Origin of the sequence: Pseudomonas sp. 20P_3.2_Bac5, from assembly GCF_025466035.1 — a bacterium.
In the GTDB taxonomy this organism is placed as follows: Bacteria; Pseudomonadota; Gammaproteobacteria; order Pseudomonadales; family Pseudomonadaceae; genus Aquipseudomonas.
The window spans coordinates 92579-118271 of sequence record NZ_JANLOA010000095.1 but is presented as its reverse complement, the minus strand read 5'-3'; the positions used below and the strand labels follow the sequence as shown (position 1 = coordinate 118271).

The 25693-nt window shown below is 61.4% G+C and carries 22 protein-coding genes; 21 read left to right on the top strand and 1 reads right to left on the bottom strand.

What is annotated here, in order from left to right; genetic code table 11:
• Positions 1-15: 15 nt before the first annotated feature.
• From uppS to ispD, 19 genes are all read left to right on the top strand, one after another.
• Positions 16-771, top strand: a complete 756-nt coding sequence (gene uppS, locus NTD88_RS16975) for a polyprenyl diphosphate synthase (RefSeq protein ID WP_095154082.1) — start codon at positions 16-18, stop codon at positions 769-771.
• Positions 771-1586, top strand: coding sequence for a phosphatidate cytidylyltransferase (locus tag NTD88_RS16970; protein WP_262153579.1), 816 nt, complete (start codon positions 771-773; stop codon positions 1584-1586). Before uppS ends, NTD88_RS16970 begins: the two co-directional genes overlap by 1 nt.
• Positions 1583-2773 (top strand): 1-deoxy-D-xylulose-5-phosphate reductoisomerase, encoded by a 1191-nt coding sequence (gene ispC, locus NTD88_RS16965; RefSeq protein WP_262153580.1) that lies wholly within the window; start codon positions 1583-1585, stop codon positions 2771-2773. The genes NTD88_RS16970 and ispC overlap by 4 nt, the downstream gene beginning before the upstream one ends.
• Before the next feature lie 57 nt (positions 2774-2830).
• Positions 2831-4183 (top strand): RIP metalloprotease RseP, encoded by a 1353-nt coding sequence (gene rseP, locus NTD88_RS16960; protein ID WP_175651249.1) that lies wholly within the window; start codon positions 2831-2833, stop codon positions 4181-4183.
• Positions 4184-4257: 74 nt separating this feature from the next.
• Positions 4258-6609 (top strand): outer membrane protein assembly factor BamA, encoded by a 2352-nt coding sequence (gene bamA / locus NTD88_RS16955; RefSeq protein WP_262153581.1) that lies wholly within the window; start codon positions 4258-4260, stop codon positions 6607-6609.
• Between the two features lie 45 nt (positions 6610-6654).
• The gene (locus tag NTD88_RS16950) at positions 6655-7158 is read left to right on the top strand and encodes an OmpH family outer membrane protein (protein WP_095154077.1); all 504 of its coding nucleotides are present in this window, start codon (positions 6655-6657) and stop codon (positions 7156-7158) included.
• A gap of 1 nt (position 7159) precedes the next feature.
• The gene (gene lpxD / locus NTD88_RS16945; protein ID WP_175651250.1) at positions 7160-8215 is read left to right on the top strand and encodes a UDP-3-O-(3-hydroxymyristoyl)glucosamine N-acyltransferase; all 1056 of its coding nucleotides are present in this window, start codon (positions 7160-7162) and stop codon (positions 8213-8215) included.
• A gap of 110 nt (positions 8216-8325) precedes the next feature.
• Positions 8326-8766 carry a 3-hydroxyacyl-ACP dehydratase FabZ gene (fabZ, locus tag NTD88_RS16940; RefSeq protein ID WP_095154075.1) on the top strand — a complete coding sequence of 147 codons (441 nt, stop codon included), beginning with the start codon at positions 8326-8328 and terminating at the stop codon, positions 8764-8766.
• Positions 8763-9539 carry an acyl-ACP--UDP-N-acetylglucosamine O-acyltransferase gene (gene lpxA / locus NTD88_RS16935; RefSeq protein WP_095154074.1) on the top strand — a complete coding sequence of 259 codons (777 nt, stop codon included), beginning with the start codon at positions 8763-8765 and terminating at the stop codon, positions 9537-9539. The genes fabZ and lpxA overlap by 4 nt, the downstream gene beginning before the upstream one ends.
• Position 9540: 1 nt before the next feature.
• Positions 9541-10668, top strand: coding sequence for a lipid-A-disaccharide synthase (lpxB, locus tag NTD88_RS16930; protein WP_262153582.1), 1128 nt, complete (start codon positions 9541-9543; stop codon positions 10666-10668).
• Positions 10669-11298, top strand: a complete 630-nt coding sequence (rnhB, locus tag NTD88_RS16925; protein WP_175651253.1) for a ribonuclease HII — start codon at positions 10669-10671, stop codon at positions 11296-11298. It abuts the gene before it with no gap.
• Between the two features lie 105 nt (positions 11299-11403).
• Positions 11404-14925, top strand: coding sequence for a DNA polymerase III subunit alpha (dnaE, locus tag NTD88_RS16920; RefSeq protein WP_262129067.1), 3522 nt, complete (start codon positions 11404-11406; stop codon positions 14923-14925).
• A 98-nt stretch (positions 14926-15023) separates the two neighbouring features.
• The gene (locus NTD88_RS16915; RefSeq protein WP_095154070.1) at positions 15024-15971 is read left to right on the top strand and encodes an acetyl-CoA carboxylase carboxyltransferase subunit alpha; all 948 of its coding nucleotides are present in this window, start codon (positions 15024-15026) and stop codon (positions 15969-15971) included.
• 93 nt (positions 15972-16064) lie between these two features.
• Positions 16065-17372 carry a tRNA lysidine(34) synthetase TilS gene (gene tilS, locus NTD88_RS16910; RefSeq protein WP_262153583.1) on the top strand — a complete coding sequence of 436 codons (1308 nt, stop codon included), beginning with the start codon at positions 16065-16067 and terminating at the stop codon, positions 17370-17372.
• A 272-nt stretch (positions 17373-17644) separates the two neighbouring features.
• Complete coding sequence (locus tag NTD88_RS16905; RefSeq protein WP_095154068.1) at positions 17645-19273, top strand: CTP synthase; 1629 nt, start codon at positions 17645-17647, stop codon at positions 19271-19273.
• Positions 19274-19276: 3 nt separating this feature from the next.
• Positions 19277-20122, top strand: a complete 846-nt coding sequence (kdsA, locus tag NTD88_RS16900) for a 3-deoxy-8-phosphooctulonate synthase (RefSeq protein ID WP_175651256.1) — start codon at positions 19277-19279, stop codon at positions 20120-20122.
• A 142-nt stretch (positions 20123-20264) separates the two neighbouring features.
• Positions 20265-21554: a phosphopyruvate hydratase gene (gene eno / locus NTD88_RS16895; RefSeq protein ID WP_095154066.1), complete on the top strand. Its 1290-nt coding sequence runs from the start codon at positions 20265-20267 to the stop codon at positions 21552-21554.
• A 157-nt stretch (positions 21555-21711) separates the two neighbouring features.
• Positions 21712-21990, top strand: a complete 279-nt coding sequence (gene ftsB / locus NTD88_RS16890) for a cell division protein FtsB (RefSeq protein WP_095154065.1) — start codon at positions 21712-21714, stop codon at positions 21988-21990.
• Complete coding sequence (ispD, locus tag NTD88_RS16885; protein ID WP_175651257.1) at positions 21987-22694, top strand: 2-C-methyl-D-erythritol 4-phosphate cytidylyltransferase; 708 nt, start codon at positions 21987-21989, stop codon at positions 22692-22694. The genes ftsB and ispD overlap by 4 nt, the downstream gene beginning before the upstream one ends.
• 4 nt (positions 22695-22698) lie before the next feature.
• Here ispD and NTD88_RS16880 read toward each other — a convergent pair whose 3' ends face one another.
• Positions 22699-23595 (bottom strand): LysR substrate-binding domain-containing protein, encoded by an 897-nt coding sequence (locus tag NTD88_RS16880; protein WP_262153584.1) that lies wholly within the window; start codon positions 23593-23595, stop codon positions 22699-22701.
• 106 nt (positions 23596-23701) lie between these two features.
• On the opposite strand from NTD88_RS16880, the gene NTD88_RS16875 reads away from it, so the two are divergent.
• Positions 23702-24814 (top strand): S-(hydroxymethyl)glutathione dehydrogenase/class III alcohol dehydrogenase, encoded by a 1113-nt coding sequence (locus tag NTD88_RS16875; RefSeq protein WP_095154062.1) that lies wholly within the window; start codon positions 23702-23704, stop codon positions 24812-24814.
• A gap of 7 nt (positions 24815-24821) precedes the next feature.
• A complete protein-coding gene (gene fghA, locus NTD88_RS16870; RefSeq protein WP_410017288.1) occupies positions 24822-25676 on the top strand; it encodes an S-formylglutathione hydrolase in 855 nt (284 codons plus the stop codon).
• Positions 25677-25693 lie beyond the last annotated feature (17 nt).

Genomic DNA, 25693 nt, shown 5'->3' with positions numbered 1-25693 from the left:
TCGGGGCTTTTTTTAATGGAAAAGAGCAAGCAGGGTGTGCCTCCATCGGTGCCGCGTCATGTCGCGATCATCATGGATGGAAATAATCGCTGGGCGAAGAAGCGCCTGTTGCCCGGCGTTGCCGGGCACAAGGCTGGCGTGGACGCGGTGCGGGCCGTTATCGAGGTCTGCGCCGAGGCCAAGGTCGAGGTGCTGACCCTGTTCGCCTTCTCCAGCGAAAACTGGCAACGCCCGGCCGAAGAGGTCGGTGCGTTGATGGAGCTGTTCTTCTCGGCCTTGCGCCGGGAAGCCAAGCGGCTCAATGAGAACAACATCAGTCTGCGGATCATCGGTGATCGCTCCCGCTTTCACCCTGAACTGCAGGCGGCCATGCGCGAGGCCGAGGCGCTGACCGCTGGCAGTAACCGTTTCATCCTGCAGATCGCCGCCAACTATGGTGGTCAGTGGGATATCGCGCAGGCCGCTCAGCGCCTCGCGCGCGAAGTCCAGGCCGGGCATCTGCGTCCGGAAGACATCACTCCCGAACTCCTGCAAACCTGCCTGGCTACTGGCGACCTGCCGTTGCCGGACCTGTGTATCCGCACCGGGGGCGAGCACCGCATCAGCAACTTCCTGCTGTGGCAACTGGCTTACGCCGAGCTGTATTTCTCCGACCTGTTTTGGCCGGACTTCAAACACGAGGCCATGCGTACCGCGCTGGCCGATTTTGCTTCGCGCCAGCGCCGCTTCGGTAAAACCAGCGAGCAGGTCGAAGCTGGAGCCCGTGCTTAATGCTCAAACAACGCATCATTACCGCGCTGATTCTGTTGCCGATCGCCCTGGGCGGGTTCTTCCTGCTCGAAGGGGCTGGCTTTGCCCTGTTCATCGGGCTGGTGGTCACCCTTGGCGCCTGGGAATGGGCTCGCTTGGCTGGCCTGATGGCGCAGGTTTTGCGGGTTGCCTATGCCGCAGTCATCGCCGGTTTGCTGATGCTGCTCTACCTGATGCCGGATCTGGCGCCCTGGGTGCTCGGTGCTTCGGTGCTGTGGTGGGGCGTGGCAACCTGGCTTGTCATGACTTATCCGCGCACCAGTGAGCTGTGGGCCAGCGCGGCCTGTCGGTTGCTGATCGGTACGCTGATCCTGCTGCCTGCCTGGCAAGGGCTGGTGCTGCTCAAGCACTGGACAATGGGCAACTGGCTGATTCTCGCGGTCATGGTGCTGGTCTGGGGGGCCGACGTTGGTGCGTACTTCTCCGGCCGGGCGTTCGGCAAGCGCAAACTGGCGCCGCACGTCAGTCCCGGCAAGAGCTGGGAGGGCGTCTATGGTGGCCTGGCGCTGAGCCTGGTCATCACGCTGGCTGTCGGTCTGACCCGGCATTGGAGTGTGGGCGAACTGGTACTCGGATTGTTCGGTGCCGCGCTCCTGGTAATGGGTTCGGTGGTCGGCGACTTGACTGAAAGCATGTTCAAGCGCCGTTCCGGGATCAAGGACAGCAGCAACCTGTTGCCGGGTCATGGCGGTGTGCTGGACCGTATAGACAGCCTGACCGCGGCCATCCCGCTGTTCGCCGTGCTGTTGTGGGCGGCTGACTGGGGCGTCCTGTGAGTCGCGTACAGCGCATTACCGTGCTTGGGGCCACTGGCTCCATCGGTCTGAGCACCCTGGATGTCATTGCTCGGCACCCGGATCGCTACGAAGTCTTCGCCGTGACTGGCTACTCGCGTTTGAACGAGTTGTTGCAGTTGTGCCTGCGCCATGCGCCCGTGTTTGCCGTGGTGCCGGACGAGGCGGGGGCTTGCACCCTGCGCGAAGGGCTCAAGGCGGCGGGCTCGTGCACTGAAGTGTTGGTGGGCGAGCAGGGCTTGTGTGCGGTCGCGGCCGACCCGCAGGTCGATGCGGTAATGGCGGCGATCGTCGGTGCTGCGGGCTTGCGCCCGACGCTGGCGGCAGTGGAGGCGGGCAAGAAGGTGCTGCTCGCCAATAAAGAAGCGCTGGTGATGTCCGGCGCCTTGTTCATGCAGGCGGTGCGCCGCAGTAATGCGGTGCTGCTGCCGATCGACAGCGAGCACAACGCCATCTTCCAGTGCCTGCCAGGTGACTATGGTCGCGGGCTGGCTCAGGTGGGTGTTCGCCGGATTCTCCTGACTGCTTCGGGTGGGCCTTTCCGTCAGACCCCAGCCAGCGAGCTCGCTGCTGTGACCCCGGAGCAGGCCTGCGCGCATCCCAACTGGTCCATGGGGCGGAAGATTTCCGTCGATTCGGCCAGCATGATGAACAAGGGGCTGGAACTGATCGAGGCCTGCTGGCTGTTCGATGCTCGCCCTTCGCAGATCGAGGTCGTGGTGCATCCGCAGAGTGTGATTCACTCGCTGGTGGATTACGTCGACGGTTCGGTGCTTGCCCAGTTGGGTAACCCGGACATGCGTACCCCCATCGCCAGCGCACTGGCCTGGCCGGAGCGAATCGATTCCGGTGTGGCGCCGCTGGACTTGTTTGCCATCGCTCGTCTGGATTTCCAGTCGCCCGATGAGCAGCGTTTTCCTTGCCTGCGCTTAGCGCGGGAAGCTGCGGAGGCCGGCAACAGCGCGCCGGCGGTGCTTAATGCAGCCAATGAAATCGCGGTGGAGGCGTTTCTTCAGCGACGCATCCGCTTCCCGGAAATCGCGAGTATGATCGAGCAGGTGCTTGACCAGGAGCCAGTGGTGGCCGTGGATACACTGGATGCGGTGTTTGCCGCCGACCAGCGGGCCCGGGTGCTTGCCGGGCAGTGGTTGGCGCATCACGGGCGCTGAGGTGCGACACCGCAAGGCGTCGTGCCGGGCCCTGTTGAACGTTATTCGGAGAAAGACATGAGTGCGCTCTACATGATTATCGGCACCCTGGTTGCACTGGGTGTTCTGGTTACCTTTCACGAATTCGGGCACTTCTGGGTGGCTCGGCGCTGCGGCGTCAAGGTGTTGCGTTTCTCCGTCGGCTTCGGCACGCCGCTGCTTCGCTGGCACGACCGTCAGGGTACGGAGTTCGTGATCGCCGCGATTCCACTGGGCGGCTACGTCAAGATGCTCGACGAGCGCGAGGGCGATGTTCCGCTCGCGCAGGCCGAGCAAAGTTTCAATCGAAAAACCGTTGGCCAGCGCATCGCGATCACTGCGGCGGGGCCGATCGCCAACTTCCTGCTCGCTATCGTGTTCTTCTGGGCGCTGGCGATGCTTGGCAGCCAGCAGGTACGTCCGGTCATCGGCGGGGTCGAGGCGGGTAGCCTGGCAGCCGTCGCCGGGTTGAGTTCCGGGCAGGAAATCGTTTCGATCGACGGCGAGCCGACCAATGGTTGGGCCGCGGTCAATCTTCAACTGGTTCGCCGTCTGGGCGAAAGCGGAGCGCTACAGGTCGGTGTGCGCACTGAAGGCGCCACCGTTGACAGCGCTCACACGATTACCCTCGATCATTGGCTCAAGGGCGCTGACGAGCCTGATCCGATTCGCTCCCTGGGTATCCGCCCATGGCGCCCGGCGCTTGCGCCGGTGCTGGCCGAGCTGGATCCGAAGGGGCCGGCCCAGGCCGCCGGGCTGAAAACCGGTGATCGCCTGCTGGCGCTGGATGGTCAGGCGCTGAATGACTGGCAGCAGGTGGTCGACACCGTGCGGGGGCGTGCTGACAGCCGCATCGTGCTCACCGTCGAGCGCGATGGTGCTCGCATCGAGTTGCCGGTCACCCTGGCCAGTCGCGGTGAGGGCAAGTCTGCCGCCGGTTACCTCGGCGCTGGTGTCCAGGCGGTCGAATGGCCGGCGCAGATGCTGCGCGAGGTCAGTTACGGGCCGCTCGAAGCAGTCGGTGAGGGTCTTTCCCGTACCTGGAACATGAGTGTTCTGACCCTCGATTCACTGAAGAAAATGCTCTTCGGCGAGCTCTCGGTAAAAAACTTGAGCGGACCGATAACCATTGCTAAAGTGGCGGGCGCTTCGGCCCAGTCCGGCCTTGGGGATTTCCTGAATTTCCTTGCCTATCTGAGCATTAGCCTAGGAGTTCTTAACTTGCTGCCCATTCCAGTTCTGGATGGGGGGCATTTGCTGTTTTACCTGATCGAGTGGGCGCGTGGCCGCCCACTGTCGGACCGGGTGCAAGGTTGGGGTATCCAGATCGGTATCAGTTTGGTAGTCGGGGTGATGTTGCTAGCCCTGATCAACGATTTGGGTCGACTGTAACGCTTCGCTCAATTGCGAACCTGCCGCCTTTCGCGGCGGGTCGTTTATTGCCAGTTGGAATAAGAAAGGACTTCATGAAACGTCTGCTGCTAACTGCGGCTCTCGCCGCACTGATGATCGCTGAAGTTCACGCCGAGTCCTTCACCATCTCCGATATTCGTGTCAATGGTCTGCAGCGGGTTTCCGCGGGCAGCGTATTTGGTGCATTGCCGCTGAACGTTGGCGATCATGCCGACGACGGCCGCCTGGTGGAATCTACCCGTTCGCTGTTCAAGACCGGTTTCTTCCAGGACATCCAACTGGGCCGTGATGGCAATGTCCTGATCATCAACGTCGTTGAGCGCCCGTCGGTGTCGAGCATCGAAATCGACGGTAACAAGGCGATCAGCACCGAAGACCTGATGAAAGGCCTGAAGCAATCCGGTCTGGCGGAAGGCGAAATCTTCCAGCGGGCGACCCTCGAGGGCGTGCGTAACGAACTGCAGCGTCAGTATGTCGCTCAGGGTCGCTACTCCGCCGAGGTCGATGCTGAAGTGGTTCCTCAGCCGCGCAACCGCGTTGCCTTGAAGATCAAGATCAACGAAGGCACGGTCGCTGCCATCCAGCACATCAACGTCGTGGGCAACACTGTGTTCTCCGACGAGGATCTGGCCGGTCTGTTCGAACTCAAGACCACCAACTGGCTGTCGTTCTTCAAGAACGACGACAAGTACGCCCGTGAAAAACTCTCCGGTGACCTTGAGCGCCTGCGTTCCTACTACCTGGACCGCGGCTATATCAACATGGACATCGCCTCCACCCAGGTGTCCATCACCCCGGACAAGAAGCACGTCTACATCACCGTCAACGTCAACGAAGGCGAGAAGTACACCGTACGCGACGTCAAGTTGTCCGGTGACCTGAAAGTGCCTGAAGACCAGGTCAAGGCGCTGCTGCTGGTGCAGCCGGGCCAGGTCTTCTCGCGCAAGGTGATGACCACCACTTCCGAGCTGATCACCCGCCGTCTGGGTAACGAAGGCTATACCTTCGCCAACGTCAACGGTGTGCCGCAGCCGCACGATGACGACCATACCGTCGACATCATGTTCGTCGTGGATCCGGGCAAGCGCGCCTACGTCAACCGCATCAACTTCCGTGGCAACACCAAGTCCGAAGACGAAGTGCTGCGTCGTGAAATGCGCCAGATGGAAGGGGGCTGGGCTTCGACCTACCTGATCGACCAGTCCAAGACCCGTCTGGAGCGCCTGGGCTTCTTCAAGGAAGCCAACGTCGAGACCCCGGCTGTTCCGGGTACCGATGACCAGGTCGACGTCAACTACACCGTTGAAGAGCAGGCTTCCGGTTCGATCACCGCCAGTGTCGGTTTCGCCCAGAGCGCCGGTCTGATCCTCGGTGGTTCGATCAGCCAGAACAACTTCCTGGGTACCGGTAACAAGGTCTCCATCGGTCTGACCCGTTCCGAGTACCAGAGCCGATACAACTTCGGCTTCGTGGACCCCTACTGGACTGCCGATGGTGTCAGCCTGGGCTACAACGCCTTCTACCGCACGACCAACTACGATGACCTCGACGTCGACGTGGCAAGCTATGCCGTGGACAGCATGGGTGCCGGTGTCAACGTCGGTTACCCGATCAGCGAAACGTCGCGCCTGACCTTCGGCCTGACAGTTCAGCAGGACAAGATCAAAACCGGTACTTACACCGTTGATGAGATCTTCGACTTTCTGGACAAGGAAGGCGGCGACAGCTTCCTGAACTTCAAGGCCTCGGCCGGCTGGTCCGAGTCGACGTTGAACAAAGGTACCCTGGCAACCCGCGGTCACTCGCAAAGCCTGGTGCTGGAAGCAACTACGCCTGGCAGCGACCTGTCGTTCTTCAAGCTCGACTACCGCGGCCAGCTGTTCAAGCCAATCACCAACGACTACACCCTGCGTCTGCATACCGAGCTGGGTTATGGCGACGGTTACGGTTCGACTTCCGGTCTGCCGTTCTATGAAAACTACTACGCGGGTGGTTTCAACTCGGTACGTGGTTTCAAAGACAGCAGCCTCGGTCCACGCAGTACGCCAAGCAAAGGCACCCGACCAGGAACTGCAGAAGACCCGGATCAGGATCCACTGCCGTTCGGCGGCAACGTTCTTGTTCAGGGTGGTGTAGAACTGCTGTTCCCGCTTCCGTTCATCAAGGACCAGCGTTCGCTGCGTACCTCCGTGTTCTGGGACGTGGGTAACGTGTATGACACCAATTGCGGCTCCAAGCCTGATTGCGAGAAGCTCGGCCTTTCCGGCCTGGCCAGCTCCGTCGGCCTGGGTGTGACCTGGATTACCGCACTGGGTCCGTTGAGTTTCAGCCTGGCGATGCCGGTGAAGAAACCGGACGATGCTGATACCCAGGTGTTCCAATTCTCTCTGGGTCAGACCTTCTAAGGGTCTGGTCCACGTAAATGACAACGGATTCTGTAGGAGTGCATCGTGCGTAAGTTGACTCAACTGGCGGTACTGGCAGCGGCTCTGGTCGCGACCCCGGCGTTTGCCGAAATGAAGATTGCTGTCCTGAACTATCAAATGGCGCTGCTCGAGTCGGACCCGGCCAAGCAGTACGCGGTTGATGCCGAGAAGAAATTCGGCCCACAACTGACCAAGCTGAAGAACCTGGAAAGCAGCGCCAAGGGCATCCAGGATCGTCTGGTCAAGGGCGGCGACAAAATGGCCCAGGGCGAGCGTGAGCGTCTTGAGCTCGAGTTCAAGCAAAAAGCCCGTGACTTCCAGTTCCAGTCCAAGGAACTGAACGAAGCCAAGGCCGTTGCTGACCGTGACATGCTCAAGCAGCTCAAGCCGAAATTGGATGGCGCTGTAGAAGAAGTCATCAAGAAAGGCGGCTTCGATCTGGTTCTCGAGCGTGGCGCGGTCATTGATGTCAAACCTCAGTACGACATCACCCGCCAGGTCATCGAGCGCATGAACCAGTCCCGTTGATATGACGGCGACCATGAAACTCGGCCAACTGGCCGAGTTCCTTGGAGCGACCCTTCAGGGTCCCGAGGAACTTGAGATCGTTGGTCTCGCGACCTTGCAGGAAGCTGGCCCCGGCCAACTGAGCTTCCTGGCTAATCCCCAGTACCGCAAATACCTGGTTGATACCCAGGCTGCTGCGGTGCTTCTGCGTGCTGCAGACGCCGAAGGTTTTGTCGGCAACGCCCTGATCGTGCCGGACCCTTACCTGGCCTACGCCCGCATCTCTCACCTGTTCGACCCCAAACCCAAGGCTGTGGCGGGAATCCATCCCAGCGCCGTGGTTGCGGCGGACGCTCAGGTCGATGCCGGCGCCAGTATCGGTCCCTTCGCTGTCATCGAGAGCGGCGCGGTCATTGCGGCCGGTGTCACCGTTGGTGCGCACTGTTTCGTCGGTGCTCGTTGCGTGATCGGCGAGGGCGGCTGGCTGGCCCCGCGTGTGACCCTGTACCACGATGTTCGCATCGGCAAGCGGGTGGTCATCCAGTCCGGGGCTGTGCTGGGTGGTGAAGGTTTCGGTTTCGCCAATGAGAAAGGCGTCTGGCAGAAGATCGCCCAGATTGGCGGTGTCACTGTCGGCGATGACGTCGAAATCGGTGTCAACACTGCCATCGACCGCGGTGCTCTTGCCGATACCTGCATCGGCAATGGCGTCAAACTCGACAACCAGATTCAGATCGCCCATAACGTACAGATCGGCGACCACACCGCCATGGCGGCGTGCGTGGGCATCTCCGGTAGCACCCGGATCGGCAAGCATTGCACGATCGCCGGTGGTGTCGGAATGGTTGGACACATCGAAGTCTGCGACAACGTGTTCGTCTCTGGCATGACCATGGTCACCCGCTCCATTACCGAACCGGGTGGCTATTCGTCCGGGACGGCGATGCAGCCGTTGGGAGACTGGCGCAAGAGCGCGGCGCGAATTCGTCAACTGGACGAAATGGCCAAGCGCCTTCAACAGGTAGAAAAGCGTGTCGATGCCGTGACCTCAGGCAGCCAGCCTTCATCTGATGGCTGATACCCTTTCCTGATCAAGGCCGCTCGATAGCTGTACGGCTTTCTTGATTCGCAAAAGGTGCATGGCGCCCAGCGCATGCTCCCTATCTTTACTACAGGCTTCCCCCAGAAATGATGGACATCAACGAGATTCGCGAATACTTGCCTCACCGTTACCCGTTCCTGCTCGTGGATCGCGTGGTGGAACTGGACGTCGAGGCCCAGCGCATTCGTGCCTACAAGAATGTCAGCATCAACGAGCCCTTCTTCAATGGTCACTTCCCGGCGCATCCAATCATGCCGGGCGTGCTGATCATCGAGGCCATGGCCCAGGCAGCCGGCATCCTCGGTTTCAAAATGCTCGATGCCAAGCCGACGGACGGCACCCTCTATTACTTCGTCGGTTCCGACAAGCTGCGCTTCCGCCAGCCGGTTCTGCCAGGGGATCAACTGATCCTTGAAGCGAAATTCATCAGTTGCAAACGCCAGATCTGGAAGTTCGATTGCCAGGCATCGGTCGACGGCAAGCCAGTGTGCAAGGCCGAGATCATCTGCGCGGAACGCAAACTATGAGTTTGATTGACCCTCGGGCAATCATCGATCCTTCGGCCAAGCTGGCCGATGGTGTCGAGGTCGGCCCTTGGTCGATCATCGGCCCGGATGTCGAGATCGGGGAAGGGACCGTCATCGGTCCACACGTTGTGCTCAAAGGGCCGACCCGGATTGGGCGGCACAACCGCATCTATCAGTTTTCGTCAGTTGGCGAAGACACCCCTGACCTCAAGTACAAGGGCGAGGCCACTCGCCTGGTAATTGGTGACCACAACGTCATCCGCGAAGGTGTGACCATTCACCGCGGCACGGTGCAGGACCGCTCGGAAACCACCCTGGGCGATCACAACCTGATCATGGCGTATGCCCATATCGGTCATGACAGCGTCATCGGCAACCACTGCATCCTGGTCAACAACACTGCGCTGGCTGGTCATGTGCATGTTGCCGACTGGGCAATCCTTTCCGGTTTCACCCTGGTTCACCAGTTCTGCCATATCGGCGCCCATAGTTTTTCCGGCATGGGCACTGCCATTGGCAAGGACGTTCCGGCGTTCGTCACCGTATTCGGCAACCCGGCCGAAGCGCGCAGCATGAACTTCGAAGGCATGCGTCGCCGTGGTTTCAGCGAAGATGCGATCCATGCGCTACGTCGTGCCTACAAGGTTGTCTACCGTCAAGGCCTGACCGTCGAGCAGGCTATCGTCGAATTGGCCGAACCGGCCAGCCAGTTCCCCGAGGTCGAGATGTTCCGCCAGTCGATCCAGAATTCCGCCCGCGGCATCACCCGCTGATATGTCCGAACTCTGCGTAGCGCTGGTGGCCGGTGAGGCCAGCGGCGACATTCTTGGTTCCGGTCTGATGCGGGCGCTCAAGGCGCGTCATCCGGCTGTCCGCTTCATCGGTGTTGGTGGTCCCCTGATGGAAGCCGAGGGGCTCGTCTCCTACTTCCCCATGGAGCGCCTGGCGGTCATGGGCCTGGTCGAAGTACTGGGGCGGCTGCCTGAGCTACTCAAGCGCCGCAAGCAGCTTGTTCAGACGCTTATCGATGAAAAGCCCGACGTGTTCATCGGCATCGACGCACCTGACTTCACGCTGAATATCGAATTGAAGCTGCGCCGCGCCGGCATCAAGACCGTGCACTATGTCAGCCCGTCGGTCTGGGCCTGGCGTCAGAAGCGCGTGCTGAAGATCCGCGAAGGCTGCGACCTGATGCTCACCCTGTTCCCCTTCGAGGCGAAGTTCTACGAAGAGCAGGGCGTTCCCGTGCGTTTCGTTGGCCATCCGCTGGCTGACACCATTCCCCTGGATGCTGATCGACAGGCCGCCCGCGGTGCTCTGGGCTTGCCCGATGGCCCGCTGGTCGCCTTGATGCCGGGCAGCCGGGGAGGCGAAGTCGGCCGGCTGGGTGCTCTTTTCCTCGATACCGCTCAGCGTCTGCGCGAGCTGGTGCCGGGGGTGCGTTTTGTTACGCCGTGCGCGAATGCCGCGCGGCGTGCGCAGCTTGAACAGATGCTCGAAGGCCGTGACCTGCCGCTGACGCTGCTCGACGGTCAGTCCCACCAGGCCCTGGCGGCTTGCGATGCGGTACTGATCGCTTCCGGTACTGCCACCCTTGAAGCGCTGCTGTTCAAGCGCCCCATGGTGGTGGCCTACCGCCTTGCGCCGCTGAGCTACTGGATTCTCAAACGCCTGGTCAAAAGTCCCTACGTCTCGCTGCCCAACCTCCTGGCCCAGCGCTTGCTGGTTCCGGAACTGTTGCAGGAGGCCGCGACCACTGAGTCCCTGGCCCAGACCCTGGCGCCGCTGGTGACCGATGGCGTGCAGCAGACCGAAGGTTTCGATCAGATTCACCGCACACTGCGTCGCGATGCCTCGAACCAGGCCGCTGAAGCAGTGCTGGCCTTGCTGGAAACCCGATAAATGCAAATGGGACTGGACTTCAACCTGGTCGAAGACCTTGTCGCCGGTGTCGATGAGGTCGGTCGTGGGCCGCTGTGTGGCGCGGTAGTGACCGCTGCGGTGATCCTTGACCCGAATCGCCCGATTCTTGGCCTCAATGATTCGAAGAAACTGACCGAGGCTCGCCGCGAAAAGCTGTTCGACGAGATCTGCGAAAAGGCCCTGAGCTTTCACATCGCCCGGGCCGAAGTCGATGAAATCGACGAGCTGAACATTCTCCACGCTACCATGCTCGCGATGCAGCGGGCGGTGGAGGGCTTGCACATCACCCCCCGCTTGGCGCTGATCGACGGCAATCGCTGCCCCAAGTTGAACGTGCCGTCCGCTCCCGTGGTGAAAGGCGATAGCCAGGTACCGGCCATCGCGGCTGCGTCTATCCTGGCCAAGGTCACCCGTGATCGGGAAATGGCGGCGTTCGAGCTGATCTATCCTGGGTACGGAATGGGTGGCCACAAGGGGTATCCGACCCCGGTGCACCTTGAGGCGCTTGCCCGCCTTGGTCCGACGCCGATTCACCGGCGCTCCTTCGCGCCTGTGCGGGCGGCCTTCGAGGCCCGGGCCCTGATGGCTGACCAACTAATCCCGGGCTGAGCCATCGGCTCCACCTTCAGTCAGGATCAGAATCCCCCGGCTGTTGTTTTGATCGAGGCCCGGTACAATCCGGGCCTTGTCGTTTTGCGCTGCTATAGGACCATCATGTCGGTTTCATTCGTTCATCTTCGCCTGCACACCGAATTCTCGCTGGTCGACGGCCTGGTACGGATCAAGCCGCTGGCCAAGGCCCTGACCGCGATGAACATGCCGGCAGTGGCGGTGACTGACCAGAGCAACATGTGCTCGCTGGTCAAGTTCTACAAAACCGCGATGGGGGGCGGGATCAAGCCGATCTGCGGTGCCGACCTGTGGCTGGCCAACGACGACCCCGATGCGCCGCTGTCGCGCATCTGCTTCCTGGCGATGAATGCCCAGGGCTATCGCAATCTCACCGAATTGATTTCCCGTGGTTGGGTCGAGGGCCAGCGCAATGGCCTGGTGATTATCCAGCGCGAGTGGATTGCTGCCGCCTCCGAGGGGCTGATTGCTCTGTCCGCGGCCAAGGAAGGTGACATCGGCATGGCCTTGCTGGCTGGTAACGCGGTGGACGCCGAAGCGCTGCTGCGGGACTGGATGGCGATGTTCCCCGATCGCTTCTACGTCGAGGTGCAACGCACCAATCGCGCCGGCGACGAAGAATACCTGCATGCTGCCGTCGAACTGGCTGATCGCCTGGGTGCACCGCTGGTGGCCACCAACGATGTCCGCTTCATCAAGCAGACCGACTACGACGCCCACGAAACCCGCGTATGCATCGGCGAGGGCCGGGCGCTGGACGATCCGCGTCGCTCGCGTAACTACAGCGATCAGCAATACCTGAAAAGCGCCGAGGAAATGGCCGAGCTGTTCAGTGACTTGCCCGAGGCGCTGGAAAACACCGTCGAGATTGCCAAGCGCTGCAATATCGAAGTGCAGTTGGGCAAATACTTCCTGCCGGACTTCCCGACGCCCAACGGCATGGGCATCGACGATTACCTGCGACACGTCTCCCACGAGGGTCTGGAAGAGCGCCTGGCGGTGCTCTGGCCGAAAGAAACCACGCCGAATTACGAAGAGAAACGCCAGACCTACCTGGACCGGCTCAAGTTCGAGCTGGACATCATCATCCAGATGGGATTCCCCGGTTACTTCCTGATCGTTATGGACTTCATCAAGTGGGCCAAGAACAACGGCGTGCCGGTTGGCCCGGGCCGGGGTTCGGGTGCCGGCTCGCTGGTGGCCTACGTGCTGAAGATCACCGACCTCGACCCGCTGGCGTATGACCTGCTGTTCGAACGTTTCCTCAACCCGGAACGGGTTTCCATGCCCGACTTCGACGTCGACTTCTGCATGGACGGTCGCGACCGTGTGATCGAGTACGTTGCCGAAGCCTACGGCCGCAACGCGGTAAGCCAGATCATCACGTTCGGCACCATGGCGGCCAAGGCGGTGGTGCGTGACGTGGCGCGGGTCCAAGGCAAGTCCTACGGCCTGGCCGACCGGCTGTCGAAGATGATTCCGTTCGAAGTCGGCATGACCTTGGAAAAGGCCTACGAGCAGGAAGAAATTCTCCGCGATTTCCTCAAGGTCGATGAAGACGCCAAGGAAATCTGGGACATGGCCCTCAAGCTGGAGGGGGTCACCCGGGGTACCGGCAAGCACGCCGGTGGTGTGGTTATCGCACCGACCAAACTGACCGATTTTTCGCCGATCGCCTGCGACGAAGAAGGCGGCGGCCTGATTACCCAGTTCGACAAGGATGACGTCGAAGCCGCGGGTCTGGTGAAGTTCGACTTCCTCGGCCTGCGTACGCTGACGATCATCAAGTGGGCGATGGAGACCATCAACCGCGAGCAAGCCAAGGAAGGTCTGCCAGACCTCAACATCGATTTCATCCCGCTCGACGACAAGCGCACTTACGACCTGCTGCAGAAAGCTGAAACCACTGCGGTGTTCCAGCTTGAATCGCGGGGCATGAAGGAGCTGATCAAGAAGCTCAAGCCCGACTGCCTCGAAGACCTTATCGCACTGGTGGCACTGTTCCGTCCCGGCCCGCTGCAATCGGGCATGGTTGACGACTTCATCAACCGCAAGCACGGTCGCGCGGAACTGGCCTACCCGCACCCGGATTACCAGTACGAAGGTCTGAAGCCGGTTCTGGCACCGACCTACGGCATCATCCTGTATCAGGAACAGGTGATGCAGATTGCCCAGGTCATGGCCGGCTACACCCTCGGCGGTGCGGACATGCTGCGTCGCGCCATGGGTAAAAAGAAGCCCGAGGAAATGGCCAAGCAGCGCGGCGGTTTCATCGAGGGCTGCGCGGATAACGGCATCGACGGCAACCTGGCGGGTAACATCTTCGACCTCGTGGAGAAGTTCGCGGGCTACGGCTTCAACAAATCCCACTCCGCCGCCTATGGCCTGGTTTCCTACCAGACCGCCTGGCTCAAGACGCACCACCCGGCGGCCTTCATGGCGGCGGTACTGTCGGCGGATATGCACAACACCGACAAGGTCGTGACGCTGATCGAGGAAGTGCGCAGCATGAAGCTGCGCCTGGACGCGCCGGACGTGAACTCCTCGGATTTCAAGTTCACCGTCAACGACGACGGCCGTATCGTGTATGGCCTTGGCGCGATCAAGGGCGTCGGCGAGGGGCCAGTGGAGGCGATCGTCGAGGCGCGCGCCGAGGCGCCGTTCAAGGACCTGTTCGATTTCTGCCACCGCGTCGACCTCAAGCGGATCAACAAGCGGACCCTCGACGCGCTGGTGCGCAGCGGCGCGCTGGACCGTCTCGGTCCTTACTTCCACGACGAGATCAAAGCCTATCAGGCCAACGTCGACCTCAACCGCGCTGTGTTGCTCGCGTCCATGGAAGAAGCGATCAAGTCTGCCGAGCAGACCGCACGCACGCATGACAGCGGGCATGCCGACTTGTTTGGCGGGCTGTTCGACGAGGCGGATGTCGACGTGTATGCCAAGCACCGTGCAGCTCGTGAGCTAACACTCAAGGAGCGCCTGCGCGGCGAAAAAGACACCCTCGGCCTGTACCTGACCGGCCACCCGATCGACGAATACGAAGGCGAAATCCGCCGCTTCGCCCGTCAGCGCATCATCGACCTGAAGCCGGCGCGCGACACCCAGACCGTCGCGGGGATGATCATTGCCCTGCGGGTCATGAAGAACAAGAAGGGCGACAAGATGGGCTTCGTCACCCTCGACGACCGCTCGGGGCGTATCGAGGCGTCGCTGTTCGCCGATGCCTTCATGGCCGCGCAGTCGCTGTTGCAGACCGACGCCATGGTGGTGATCGAGGGCGAAGTCAGCAACGATGATTTCTCGGGCGGTCTGCGCCTGCGGGTCAAGCGGGTGATGAGCATGGAAGATGCGCGCACCAACCTGGCCGACAGCCTGCGTCTCAAGATCCACGCCGAGGCGCTCAAGGGCGACCGTCTGGCCTGGCTCGGCGACTTGTTCAAGCGTCATCGCGGGGCCTGCCCGATCAGCATGGAGTACACCGGCAGCGACGCGAAAGCCTTGCTGCAGTTCGGCGAGAACTGGCGTATCGACCCGGCTGATGGCTTGATTCAAGCCCTGCGTGACCAGTTCGGGCGTGAGAACGTCTTTTTGCACTATCGATGAATTTTTAATCTCGACCTGAATGCGCCTGATCCCTTAAGGTAGGGCGCCAAACGGATCAACCGGCCGGCCGCCTGGCCGTCGACCCTAGACGGATGCCTATGAACCCGAATTTTCTGGATTTCGAACAGCCGATTGCTGACCTGCAAGCCAAGATCGAAGAGCTGCGCCTGGTCGGCAATGACAACTCGCTGAACATCGGCGACGAGATTGGCCGCCTGCAAGACAAAAGCAGCGCGCTGACCGAGAGCATCTTCGGCAACCTGACCAGCTGGCAGATCGCCCGCCTGGCGCGTCACCCGCGCCGGCCGTACACCCTCGATTACATCGAGCACATCTTCACCGAGTTCGACGAACTGCACGGCGACCGTCACTTCTCCGACGACGCCGCGATCGTCGGCGGTATTGCCCGCCTGGAAGACCGTCCGGTAATGGTCATCGGTCACCAGAAGGGCCGCGAAGTCCGCGAGAAGGTTCGCCGTAACTTCGGCATGCCGCGTCCGGAAGGCTACCGCAAGGCCTGCCGTCTGATGGAAATGGCCGAACGCTTCAAGATGCCGATCCTGACCTTCATCGACACCCCGGGCGCCTATCCGGGCATCGACGCCGAAGAGCGCAACCAGAGCGAGGCAATCGCCTGGAACCTGCGCGTCATGGCACGCCTGAAAACCCCGATCATCGCGACCGTTATCGGCGAAGGTGGTTCGGGTGGTGCGCTGGCGATCGGCGTCTGCGACCAACTGAACATGCTGCAGTACTCGACCTACGCGGTGATCTCGCCGGAAGGTTGCGCCTCGATTCTCTGGAAAACCGCCGAGAAAGCCTCCGATGCCGCTGAAGCCATGGGCATCACTGCCGAGCGTCTGAAAGGCCTGGGTATCGTCGACAAGGTCATTGGCGAGCCACTGGGTGGTGCGCACCGTGATCCGGCCACCATGGCCGCATCGATTCGCGGCGAATTGACCCAGCAACTGGACATGCTGAAGAAATTCGACAACGAAGCGCTGCTCAAGCGTCGCTATGATCGCCTGATGAGCTACGGGCTCTGATCTGACGCCATCGTGGCATCTGAACGCGGGGCGGGTACGCTTCCACTAGGTGGAGCGGGCCCGTCCCGCGTTTTCATTTGAGGGCTGGCCGCCATGACTGATCTCGCCTCCCGGCTGCTTTCACGTCTTGCGCCGTGGCGCAGTGCGCGGTCGTGGTGCGTGGGCCTTTCCGGTGGCCTGGATTCCAGCGTCCTGCTGCACCTGTTGGCGGAGCTCAAGCGCCGTCATGATCTTCCCGTTCTCCGCGCCCTTCATGTTCACCACGGTTTACAGGTGGCGGCCGACGCTTGGCCGGCGCACTGCCAGCAGCTTTGTGATTTGCTGGGTATCGAGTTGCAGGTCTGTCATGTGCAGGTGGAGGAGGGTGCGAGCCTTGAGCAGTCGGCGCGTAATGCCCGCTATTCGGCCTTCATCGAGGTCTTGGGTGCTGGCGACGTCTTGTTGACCGGCCAGCATCGTGATGATCAGGCGGAAACCCTGCTGCTGCGCTTGCTTCGCGGTGCAGGGGTGCGCGGCTTGTCGGCGATGCCGGTGCAAAGACGGCTGGGGGCGGGGGAACTGGTCCGGCCTCTACTGGACATTTCCCGTGATCAGTTGCTGGCGTACGCGACGGAGCAGGGCCTGCAATGGATCGAGGACCCGTCGAATCGCGATGCACGGTTTTCTCGCAACTATCTGCGTCACCAAGTCCTCCCCGCGTTGACCGCGCGCTGGCCGCAAGCGCATCGCAGCCTTGCGCGCACGGCCGCGCATCTGACTGAGGCGCGGGAACTGCTCGATGAATTGGCGCAGCAGGATCTGGCCTGCGCTCGGGAGGGTGATGAATTTCCCTGGCTTGAACTGCCTTCGCTGGATCTGCGCAGTCTGGCGCGATTGTCTGCGGCTCGTCAGCGTAATGCCCTGCAATGCTGGCTGGCGCCGTACACGCGTTTGCCGGACAGCGACCATTGGGCCGGTTGGGATGATTTGCGCGACGCCCGCGTCGATGCCTCGCCGGTGTGGCGACTGACCGATGGCGAATTGCATCGAGCGGGCGAGCGGATTTACTGGCTGAGTGGTAACTGGCTTGTGCCTTTGAGTGAGCCCGCACCTTGGACGGAGCTTCTGGAGCCATTGCCGTTGCCCGATAACGGCAGCGTCAGCCTGAGCGGTAGTTCTCTGTCACAAACCCTGCGTATTGGTTATCGCCGTGGCGGCGAAACCCTTGAATTGGCGGGGCGCGGCCGTCGCGATCTGAAGCGCTTGCTCAACGAGCGGCATGTCCCGTCCTTTGTCCGCGGGCGCCTGCCATTGCTGTTCGCGGGGGAGCGTCTGGTGGCCGTGGCAAATCTGCCAGGGCTGGCTGATGGCGATTTGCAACTGACGTGGCGTGCGCCGACGAGCGAGCAAGGTTTGAGATGAAAGGGACATTCCGGTAGACTACGCTCCCTTCTTGATACAGCTTCTGTGACATCGTTTCGAGTCACTGGAGTTGCCGATTACCAAGCAGTTTTTTGCTGGGCGATTCTCAAAATGTGTAGCGAGCTTAGTACCGGGCTTTTCAACCCCGGTCTGTACAGGCGCGGCAGTATTTTCGGATGCACTGTAATTGACGCAGGTGATCGGGGGCTTCGGCCTTCCTTCGCTTTCCCCGGCGGCGCAGACCGCTTTAACGCAGACTTCTAGGGTTTTTCATGACGCGCTACATATTCGTCACGGGCGGTGTTGTTTCTTCATTGGGGAAAGGCATTGCCTCGGCTTCATTGGCGGCCATCCTGGAGGCGCGGGGGCTCAAGGTCACCATGCTCAAGCTGGACCCGTACATCAACGTCGACCCGGGCACCATGAGCCCGTTCCAGCACGGTGAAGTGTTCGTCACCCACGACGGCGCCGAAACCGACCTGGACTTGGGCCACTACGAGCGGTTCATCCGCACGACCATGACCCAGAACAACAACTTCACCACCGGCCGTATCTACGAGCACGTGCTGCGCAAGGAGCGTCGTGGTGATTACCTGGGCGCCACCATCCAGGTCATTCCGCATATCACCGACGAAATCAAGCGTCGCATCATCAAGGGCGCCGGCGATGCCGACGTGGCCCTGGTCGAGATCGGCGGCACCGTGGGTGACATCGAGTCGCAACCGTTCCTCGAAGCCATCCGCCAACTGCGGGTCGAAGTCGGCTCCAAGCGCGCGATGCTGATGCACCTGACGCTGGTTCCGTACATCGCCACCGCTGGCGAGACCAAGACCAAGCCAACCCAGCACTCGGTCAAGGAACTGCGTTCCATCGGCCTGCAGCCTGACGTGCTGATCTGCCGTTCCGACCATCCGGTCGATGTCTCTTCCCGTCGCAAGATCGCGCTGTTCACCAACGTTGAAGAGCGTGCGGTGATCTCCCTGGAAGACGTCGACACCATCTACAAGATTCCTGCCGTGCTGCACGCCCAGGGCCTGGACGATTTCGTCGTCGAGCGCTTCGGCCTGCAATGCAATGGCGCCGACCTGTCCGAGTGGGAAAAGGTCGTCGATGCCAAGCTCAATCCAGAGCACGAAGTCACCATCGCGATGGTCGGCAAGTACATGGAACTGCTGGATGCGTACAAGTCGCTGATCGAAGCGATGAGCCACGCCGGTATCCAGAACCGCACCAAGGTCAACCTGCGCTATATCGACTCCGAAGACATCGAGAACCAGGGCACCGGCCTGCTGGAAGGCGTCGATGCCATCCTGGTCCCGGGCGGCTTCGGTCTGCGCGGTGTCGAAGGCAAGATCACTGCCGTTCAGTACGCTCGCGAGAACAAGATCCCGTACCTGGGTATCTGCCTCGGCATGCAAGTGGCGGTCATCGAGTTCGCTCGTAACGTCATGGGCTGGAAAGACGCCAACTCCACCGAGTTCGACCGCAACAGCGGCCACCCGGTCGTCGGCCTGATCACCGAGTGGGAAGATTCCACCGGCGCCGTGGAAACCCGCACCGAGGCTTCCGACCTGGGCGGCACCATGCGTCTGGGTGCTCAGGAATGCCAGCTGGAGAGCGGTTCCAAGGTTCACGATTGCTACGCCAAGGACGTGATCGTCGAGCGTCACCGCCACCGTTACGAAGTGAACAACAACCTGCTGCCGAAGCTGGTTGAAGCCGGCCTGAAGGTTTCCGGTCGTTCCGGCGACGGCGCGCTGGTTGAAGTGGTCGAGTCCCAGGATCACCCATGGTTCGTCGCTTGCCAGTTCCACCCTGAGTTCACCTCGACCCCGCGTGACGGCCATCCGCTGTTCAGCGGCTTCGTCAAGGCGGCTCTGGCTCAGAAGAACAAGGCCTGATCCATGACCCAGAAGATCATTCGCGTCGGTAACATCGAGATCGCCAACGACAAGCCGTTCGTCCTGTTCGGCGGCATGAACGTACTGGAATCCCGTGATCTGGCCCTGAAGGTCTGCGAAGAGTACGTGCGGGTTACCGAGAAACTCGGTATCCCCTACGTGTTCAAGGCCAGCTTCGACAAGGCCAACCGTTCGTCGATCAATTCCTACCGTGGTCCGGGCCTTGAAGAAGGCATGCGGATCTTCGAGGAAGTGAAGAAGACCTTCGGCGTGCCGGTCATCACCGACGTGCACGAGCCTCATCAGGCACAGGCTGTCGCCGATGTCTGCGACATCATCCAGTTGCCGGCCTTCCTGTCGCGCCAGACCGACCTGGTTGTCGCGATGGCCAAGACCGGCGCGGTGATCAACATCAAGAAAGCCCAGTTCCTCGCACCCCAGGAGATGAAACACATCCTGACCAAGTGCGAAGAGGCCGGTAATGATCAGTTGATCCTCTGCGAGCGTGGTTCCAGCTTCGGTTACAACAACCTGGTTGTGGACATGCTCGGCTTCGGCATCATGAAGCAGTTCGAGTACCCGGTGTTCTTCGACGTGACCCATGCCCTGCAGATGCCGGGCGGTCGCTCCGATTCTGCTGGCGGTCGTCGCGCCCAGGTGACCGAGCTGGCCCGTGCCGGCCTGAGTCAGGGTCTGGCGGGTCTGTTCCTGGAAGCTCACCCGGACCCGGACAACGCCAAGTGCGACGGTCCTTGCGCCCTGCGCCTCGACAAACTGGAGCCTTTCCTGGCCCAGCTCAAGCAACTGGATGACTTGGTCAAGAGTTTTCCGACAGTAGAAACCGCATAACGCTCGTTTCTCCGGTACAGTACCGCCCCCTGGTCCATGGCCAGGGGTTTTCTCCGCGGCAGGCCTGCCCGTGCCCCGTGCCTGCGAAAGAGCGGATTCTTCAAGCTGCGTTGTTTTCGTCAATTCTGGAGTGCTTACAACAATGGCAAAAATCGTCGACATCAAAGGTCGTGAAGTTCTCGATTCTCGGGGCAACCCTACCGTGGAAGCAGACGTCCTGCTCGACAACGGCATCATTGGCAGCGCTTGCGCGCCGTCCGGTGCTTCCACCGGTTCCCGTGAGGCACTGGAACTGCGTGATGGCGACAAGAGCCGTTACCTGGGCAAGGGCGTGCTGAAAGCCGTCGCCAACATCAACGGCCCGATCCGCGACCTGCTGCTGGGCAAGGATCCTGTTGACCAGAAAGCTCTGGACCGCGCCATGATCGATCTGGACGGTACCGAGAACAAAGCCAAGCTGGGCGCCAACGCCATCCTGGCCGTCTCCCTGGCTGCCGCCAAAGCCGCCGCCCAGGATCAGGATCTGCCGCTGTACGCGCACATCGCCAACCTCAATGGCACCCCAGGCCAGTACTCCATGCCGGTTCCGATGATGAACATCATCAACGGTGGCGAGCACGCCGATAACAACGTCGACATCCAGGAGTTCATGGTCCAGCCGGTTGGCGCCAAGACCTTCTCCGACGGCCTGCGCATGGGCACCGAAATTTTCCACCACCTCAAAGCCGTGCTGAAGGCCCGTGGCCTGAACACTGCCGTGGGTGACGAGGGTGGTTTCGCGCCTAACCTGGCCTCCAACGAAGACGCCCTGGGCGCCATCGCTGAAGCCGTAGCCAACGCTGGCTACAAGCTGGGCACCGATGTGACCCTGGCCCTGGACTGCGCTGCCAGCGAATTCTACGAAGACGGCAAGTACAACCTGTCCGGCGAAGGCAAGTCCTTCGACGCCGAAGGTTTCGCCGACTACCTGAAAGGCCTGACCGAACGCTTCCCGATCATCTCCATCGAAGACGGTCTGGACGAGTCCGACTGGGCTGGCTGGAAGATCCTCACCGACAAGATCGGCGAGAAAGTACAGCTGGTGGGCGACGACCTGTTCGTTACCAACACCAAGATCCTGAAGGAAGGTATCGACAAGAACATCGGTAACTCCATCCTGATCAAGTTCAACCAGATCGGCTCGCTGACCGAAACCCTGGAAGCCATCCAGATGGCCAAGGCTGCCGGTTACACCGCGGTGATCTCGCACCGTTCGGGCGAAACCGAAGATTCCACCATCGCCGACCTGGCCGTGGGTACTGCTGCTGGTCAGATCAAGACCGGTTCGCTGTGCCGTTCCGACCGCGTTTCCAAGTACAACCAACTGCTGCGTATCGAAGAGCAATTGGGCGCCAAGGCGGTGTACCGTGGTCGCGCCGAGTTTCGCGGCTAAGCGATAGATGGTAAAAAGACAGCACTGCGCTGCGCCATGGTCGTCCTGACCGGTGCTGCGCAGGCGCTGCGAGCGTTTGAATCACAAAGCCTGGCTTCGGCCAGGCTTCGTGCCATCAGCCCTTCGCAGATGCGGTCTTTAGCCACTGGATGTCCTGATGCGTAGTCCTTATTGGTTGTTCCTCGTCCTTCTCGCACTGCTCGGTGGCTTGCAGTATCGCTTGTGGGTGGGCAATGGCAGCCTGGCCCAGGTGGCTGAGCTGCAACAGCAGATCGCCGACCAGCACGCCGAAAACGAACGTTTGCTGGAGCGCAACCGCGTGCTCGACGCGGAAGTTCTGGAGTTGAAAAAAGGTATGGAAACCGTCGAAGAGCGGGCTCGCCACGAGCTGGGCATGGTCAAGGAGGGCGAAACCCTCTACCAGTTGGCCCAATGAACTCTTCCCTGCCTGCCTTCTGGGCAGTGATCCCCGCCGCCGGCGTGGGTGCGCGAATGGCCGCCGATCGGCCGAAGCAGTACCTGCAACTGGGCGGACTTACGATTCTCGAACACAGCCTCAACTGTTTTCTCGACCATCCCTGTGTGAAAGGGGTGGTGGTCAGCCTTGCCGCTGACGATCCTTTCTGGCCCGACCTGCCGTGTGCCGGCGACCCGCGTATCCAGCGGGCCGCGGGTGGGCGCGAGCGCGCCGACTCGGTGCTCAATGCCTTGTTGTTACTGCATGCCCAGGGCGCGTCCGACAGCGATTGGGTGCTTGTGCATGACGCCGCGCGGCCGAACCTGGCTCGCTCCGACCTGGACCGGCTGCTGCTGGAACTGGCGGATGACCCGGTGGGCGGCCTGCTCGCGGTGCCGGCCCGTGACACCCTCAAGCGCGCCGACGCCGATGGCCGCGTCAGTGCGACGGTCGACCGCAGCACCATCTGGCAGGCCTACACGCCACAGATGTTCCGCCTCGGCGCCCTGCATCGGGCGCTGGCCGATAGCCTGGTAGCGGATGTTGCGATTACCGACGAGGCTTCGGCCATCGAATGGTCCGGGCAGGCGCCACGTTTGATCGAAGGGCGCAACGACAACATCAAGGTCACCCGTCCTGAAGACCTGGAGTGGCTGCGTCAGCGTTGGGCGATGCGCGGCTGACGGCTCAGGCCCGCCGATATTCCGGCCTCAGTGCCAGCCCTTCACGCAAGTGATCCACCAGCTTGCGCACTTTCGGCGACAGGTGCCGTTGCTGCGGGTAGAGCGCCCATACCGCCGTATTCGGTGGCTGATGGGCCTCCAGCAGTGAAACCAGGGCGCCACTGCCCAAGTGTTCCAGCACGTAATAGTCCGGCAATTGACACAGCCCCATGCCCTGTAACGCGGCATCCAGCACCGCCTGGCCGCTGTTGCAACGCCAGTTGCCCTGAACCCGTTGCGCGATTTCCCGACCCTCCTGCTGCACCGCCCAGATATCCGAACTGCCGATCAGGCAATTGTGCCGCGCCAGCTCCGACAGGCTGTGCGGTCGGCCATAGCGACTGAGGTAATCCGGCGAGGCGCACAGGAACATGCGCCTCGGCGCGATTCGCGCGGCCACGAGCCTTGATTCCTGCAGGCGTCCAAGACGAATCGCCAGGTCCATGCCTTCGTGGAGCAGGTCGAGGGTGTTGTTGGTGAGTTCGATATCCACCCGCAGTTGCGGGTACTGGGTCATGAAGCGCGTGACCAGCGGCACGATAAAGCGTTCGCCATACGCCACCGCGCAGGTCATGCGCAGCAGCCCCTTGGGTTCGCTGTTGAGGTCGCCCATGGCGCGCAAGGCTTCTTCGCGACCGTCCTGCAGCCGCTGGCAGTGTTGCAGGAAGGTTTGTCCGGCTTCACTCAGGGTGACGCGTCGTGTACTGCGGTAGAGCAACCGCGTTTGCAGGCGTTCTTCAAGGCGTGCCACCTGGCGGCTGATATGCGAAGAAGAAACGCCAAGGCGCTCGGCGGCGGCGGTGAACTGTCCGGATTCGGCCACCGCCACGAACTCGTCGATGCCTTCCCAGCGGTTGCTCATTGATTATCCCTGCATGGCAATAATGTTTTGTCTTTGGCCGGATTATTCATCAAAAGCGCTTGAATTACACTGCGTGCTTGAACTGTCCCTCAGTTGGAGAAGATTGATGATCAAGTCCCGTGCCGCCGTTGCCTTCGAGGCCAAGAAACCGCTGGAAATCGTCGAAGTCGACGTCGCCATGCCGAAGGCCGGCGAAGTGCTGTTGCGCGTGGTCGCCAGCGGTGTCTGCCACACCGACGCCTACACCCTGTCCGGCGCCGACCCGGAAGGTATCTTCCCGTCGATCCTTGGTCATGAAGGCGGCGCGATCGTCGAGGCCATTGGCGAGGGCGTGACCTCGGTAGCGGTGGGTGATCACGTGATCCCGCTGTACACCCCGGAATGCGGCCAGTGCAAATTCTGTCGTTCGGGCAAGACCAACCTCTGCCAGGCCATCCGCGCGACCCAGGGCAAGGGCCTGATGCCAGACGGGACTACCCGTTTCTCCTACAAAGGTCAGCAACTGTTCCACTACATGGGCACCTCGACCTTCTCCGAGTACACCGTGCTGCCGGAAATTTCCGTCGCCAAGATTCAAAAAGAGGCGCCGCTGGAAAAGGTCTGCCTGCTCGGCTGCGGCGTGACCACCGGTATCGGCGCTGTGCTCAACACCGCCAAGGTCAAGCCCGGTGACACCGTGGCAGTCTTCGGTCTTGGCGGCATCGGTCTGTCGGCGATCATCGGTGCGGTGAAAGCCAAGGCGTCGCGAATCATCGCGGTCGACATCAACCCAAGCAAATTCGAAATCGCCCGCCAATTGGGTGCGACCGACTGCGTCAATCCGAAGGACTACGACCGCCCGATCCAGGAAGTGATCGTCGACCTCACCGACGGCGGTGTGGACTTCTCCTTCGAGTGCGTAGGCAACGTGCAACTGATGCGTGCGGCACTGGAATGCTGCCACAAGGGCTGGGGTGAGTCGGTCATCATCGGCGTTGCCGGTGCCGGGCAGGAAATCGCCACCCGCCCGTTCCAACTGGTCACCGGCCGCGTCTGGCGTGGCTCGGCCTTTGGTGGCGTGCGTGGCCGCAGCGAACTGCCGAGCTACGTCGACATGGCGGAAAAAGGCGAGATCCCGCTGGATACCTTCATCACCCACACCATGGGGCTGGAGGACATCAACAAGGCCTTCGACCTGATGCACGAAGGCAAGAGCATCCGCAGCGTCATCCATTTCTGAGGTGCTCATGAGCCTGGAAAATATTTCCTGTCAGAAGAGTTCCGGTGGCTGGCACAAGCGTTACCGCCACCGCTCCGAAGTACTCGGTTGTGACATGGTTTTCGCCGTCTACCTGCCTCCGCAGGCCGAGCAGGGCGGCAAGCTGCCGGTGCTGTACTGGCTGAGCGGCCTGACCTGCACCGACGAAAACTTCATGCAGAAGGCCGGCGCGCACAAGCTCGCCGCCGAACTGGGGATGATCATCGTCGCGCCGGACACCAGTCCGCGCGGCGCACAGGTGCCGGGCGATCCTGACGGTGCCTGGGATTTCGGCCTCGGCGCGGGTTTCTACGTGAACGCCACGCAACAGCCGTGGGCGGCCAACTACCGCATGTACGATTACGTGGTGAGTGAATTGCCGGCACTGATCGAGGCGCATTTCCCGGCCTCGACCCAGCGTGCCATCAGCGGTCATTCCATGGGCGGGCACGGTGCGCTGGTGTGCGCGTTGCGCAATCCGGGTCGCTATGTGTCGGTGTCGGCCTTCGCGCCCATCAGCAATCCGATGGATTGCCCGTGGGGTCAGAAAGCGTTCAGCCGCTATCTGGGCGAAGACCGTTCGCGCTGGCGCGAGTGGGATGCCAGCGTTCTGATCGCCCAGGCCAGCGAGCGCTTGCCGTTGCTCGTAGACCAGGGTGATCGCGACGACTTCCTGGAAAACCAGCTCAAGCCGCAGGTGCTGCAACAGGCCGCGCAAGCCGCGGGCTACCCGCTGCAACTGCGCTTGCAGCCGGGCTATGACCACAGCTATTACTTCATCGCCAGCTTCATCGATGACCACCTGCGACATCACGCCATAGCCTTGGGGATTGGCCAGGACTGAGTCCTACAATTCAAGCC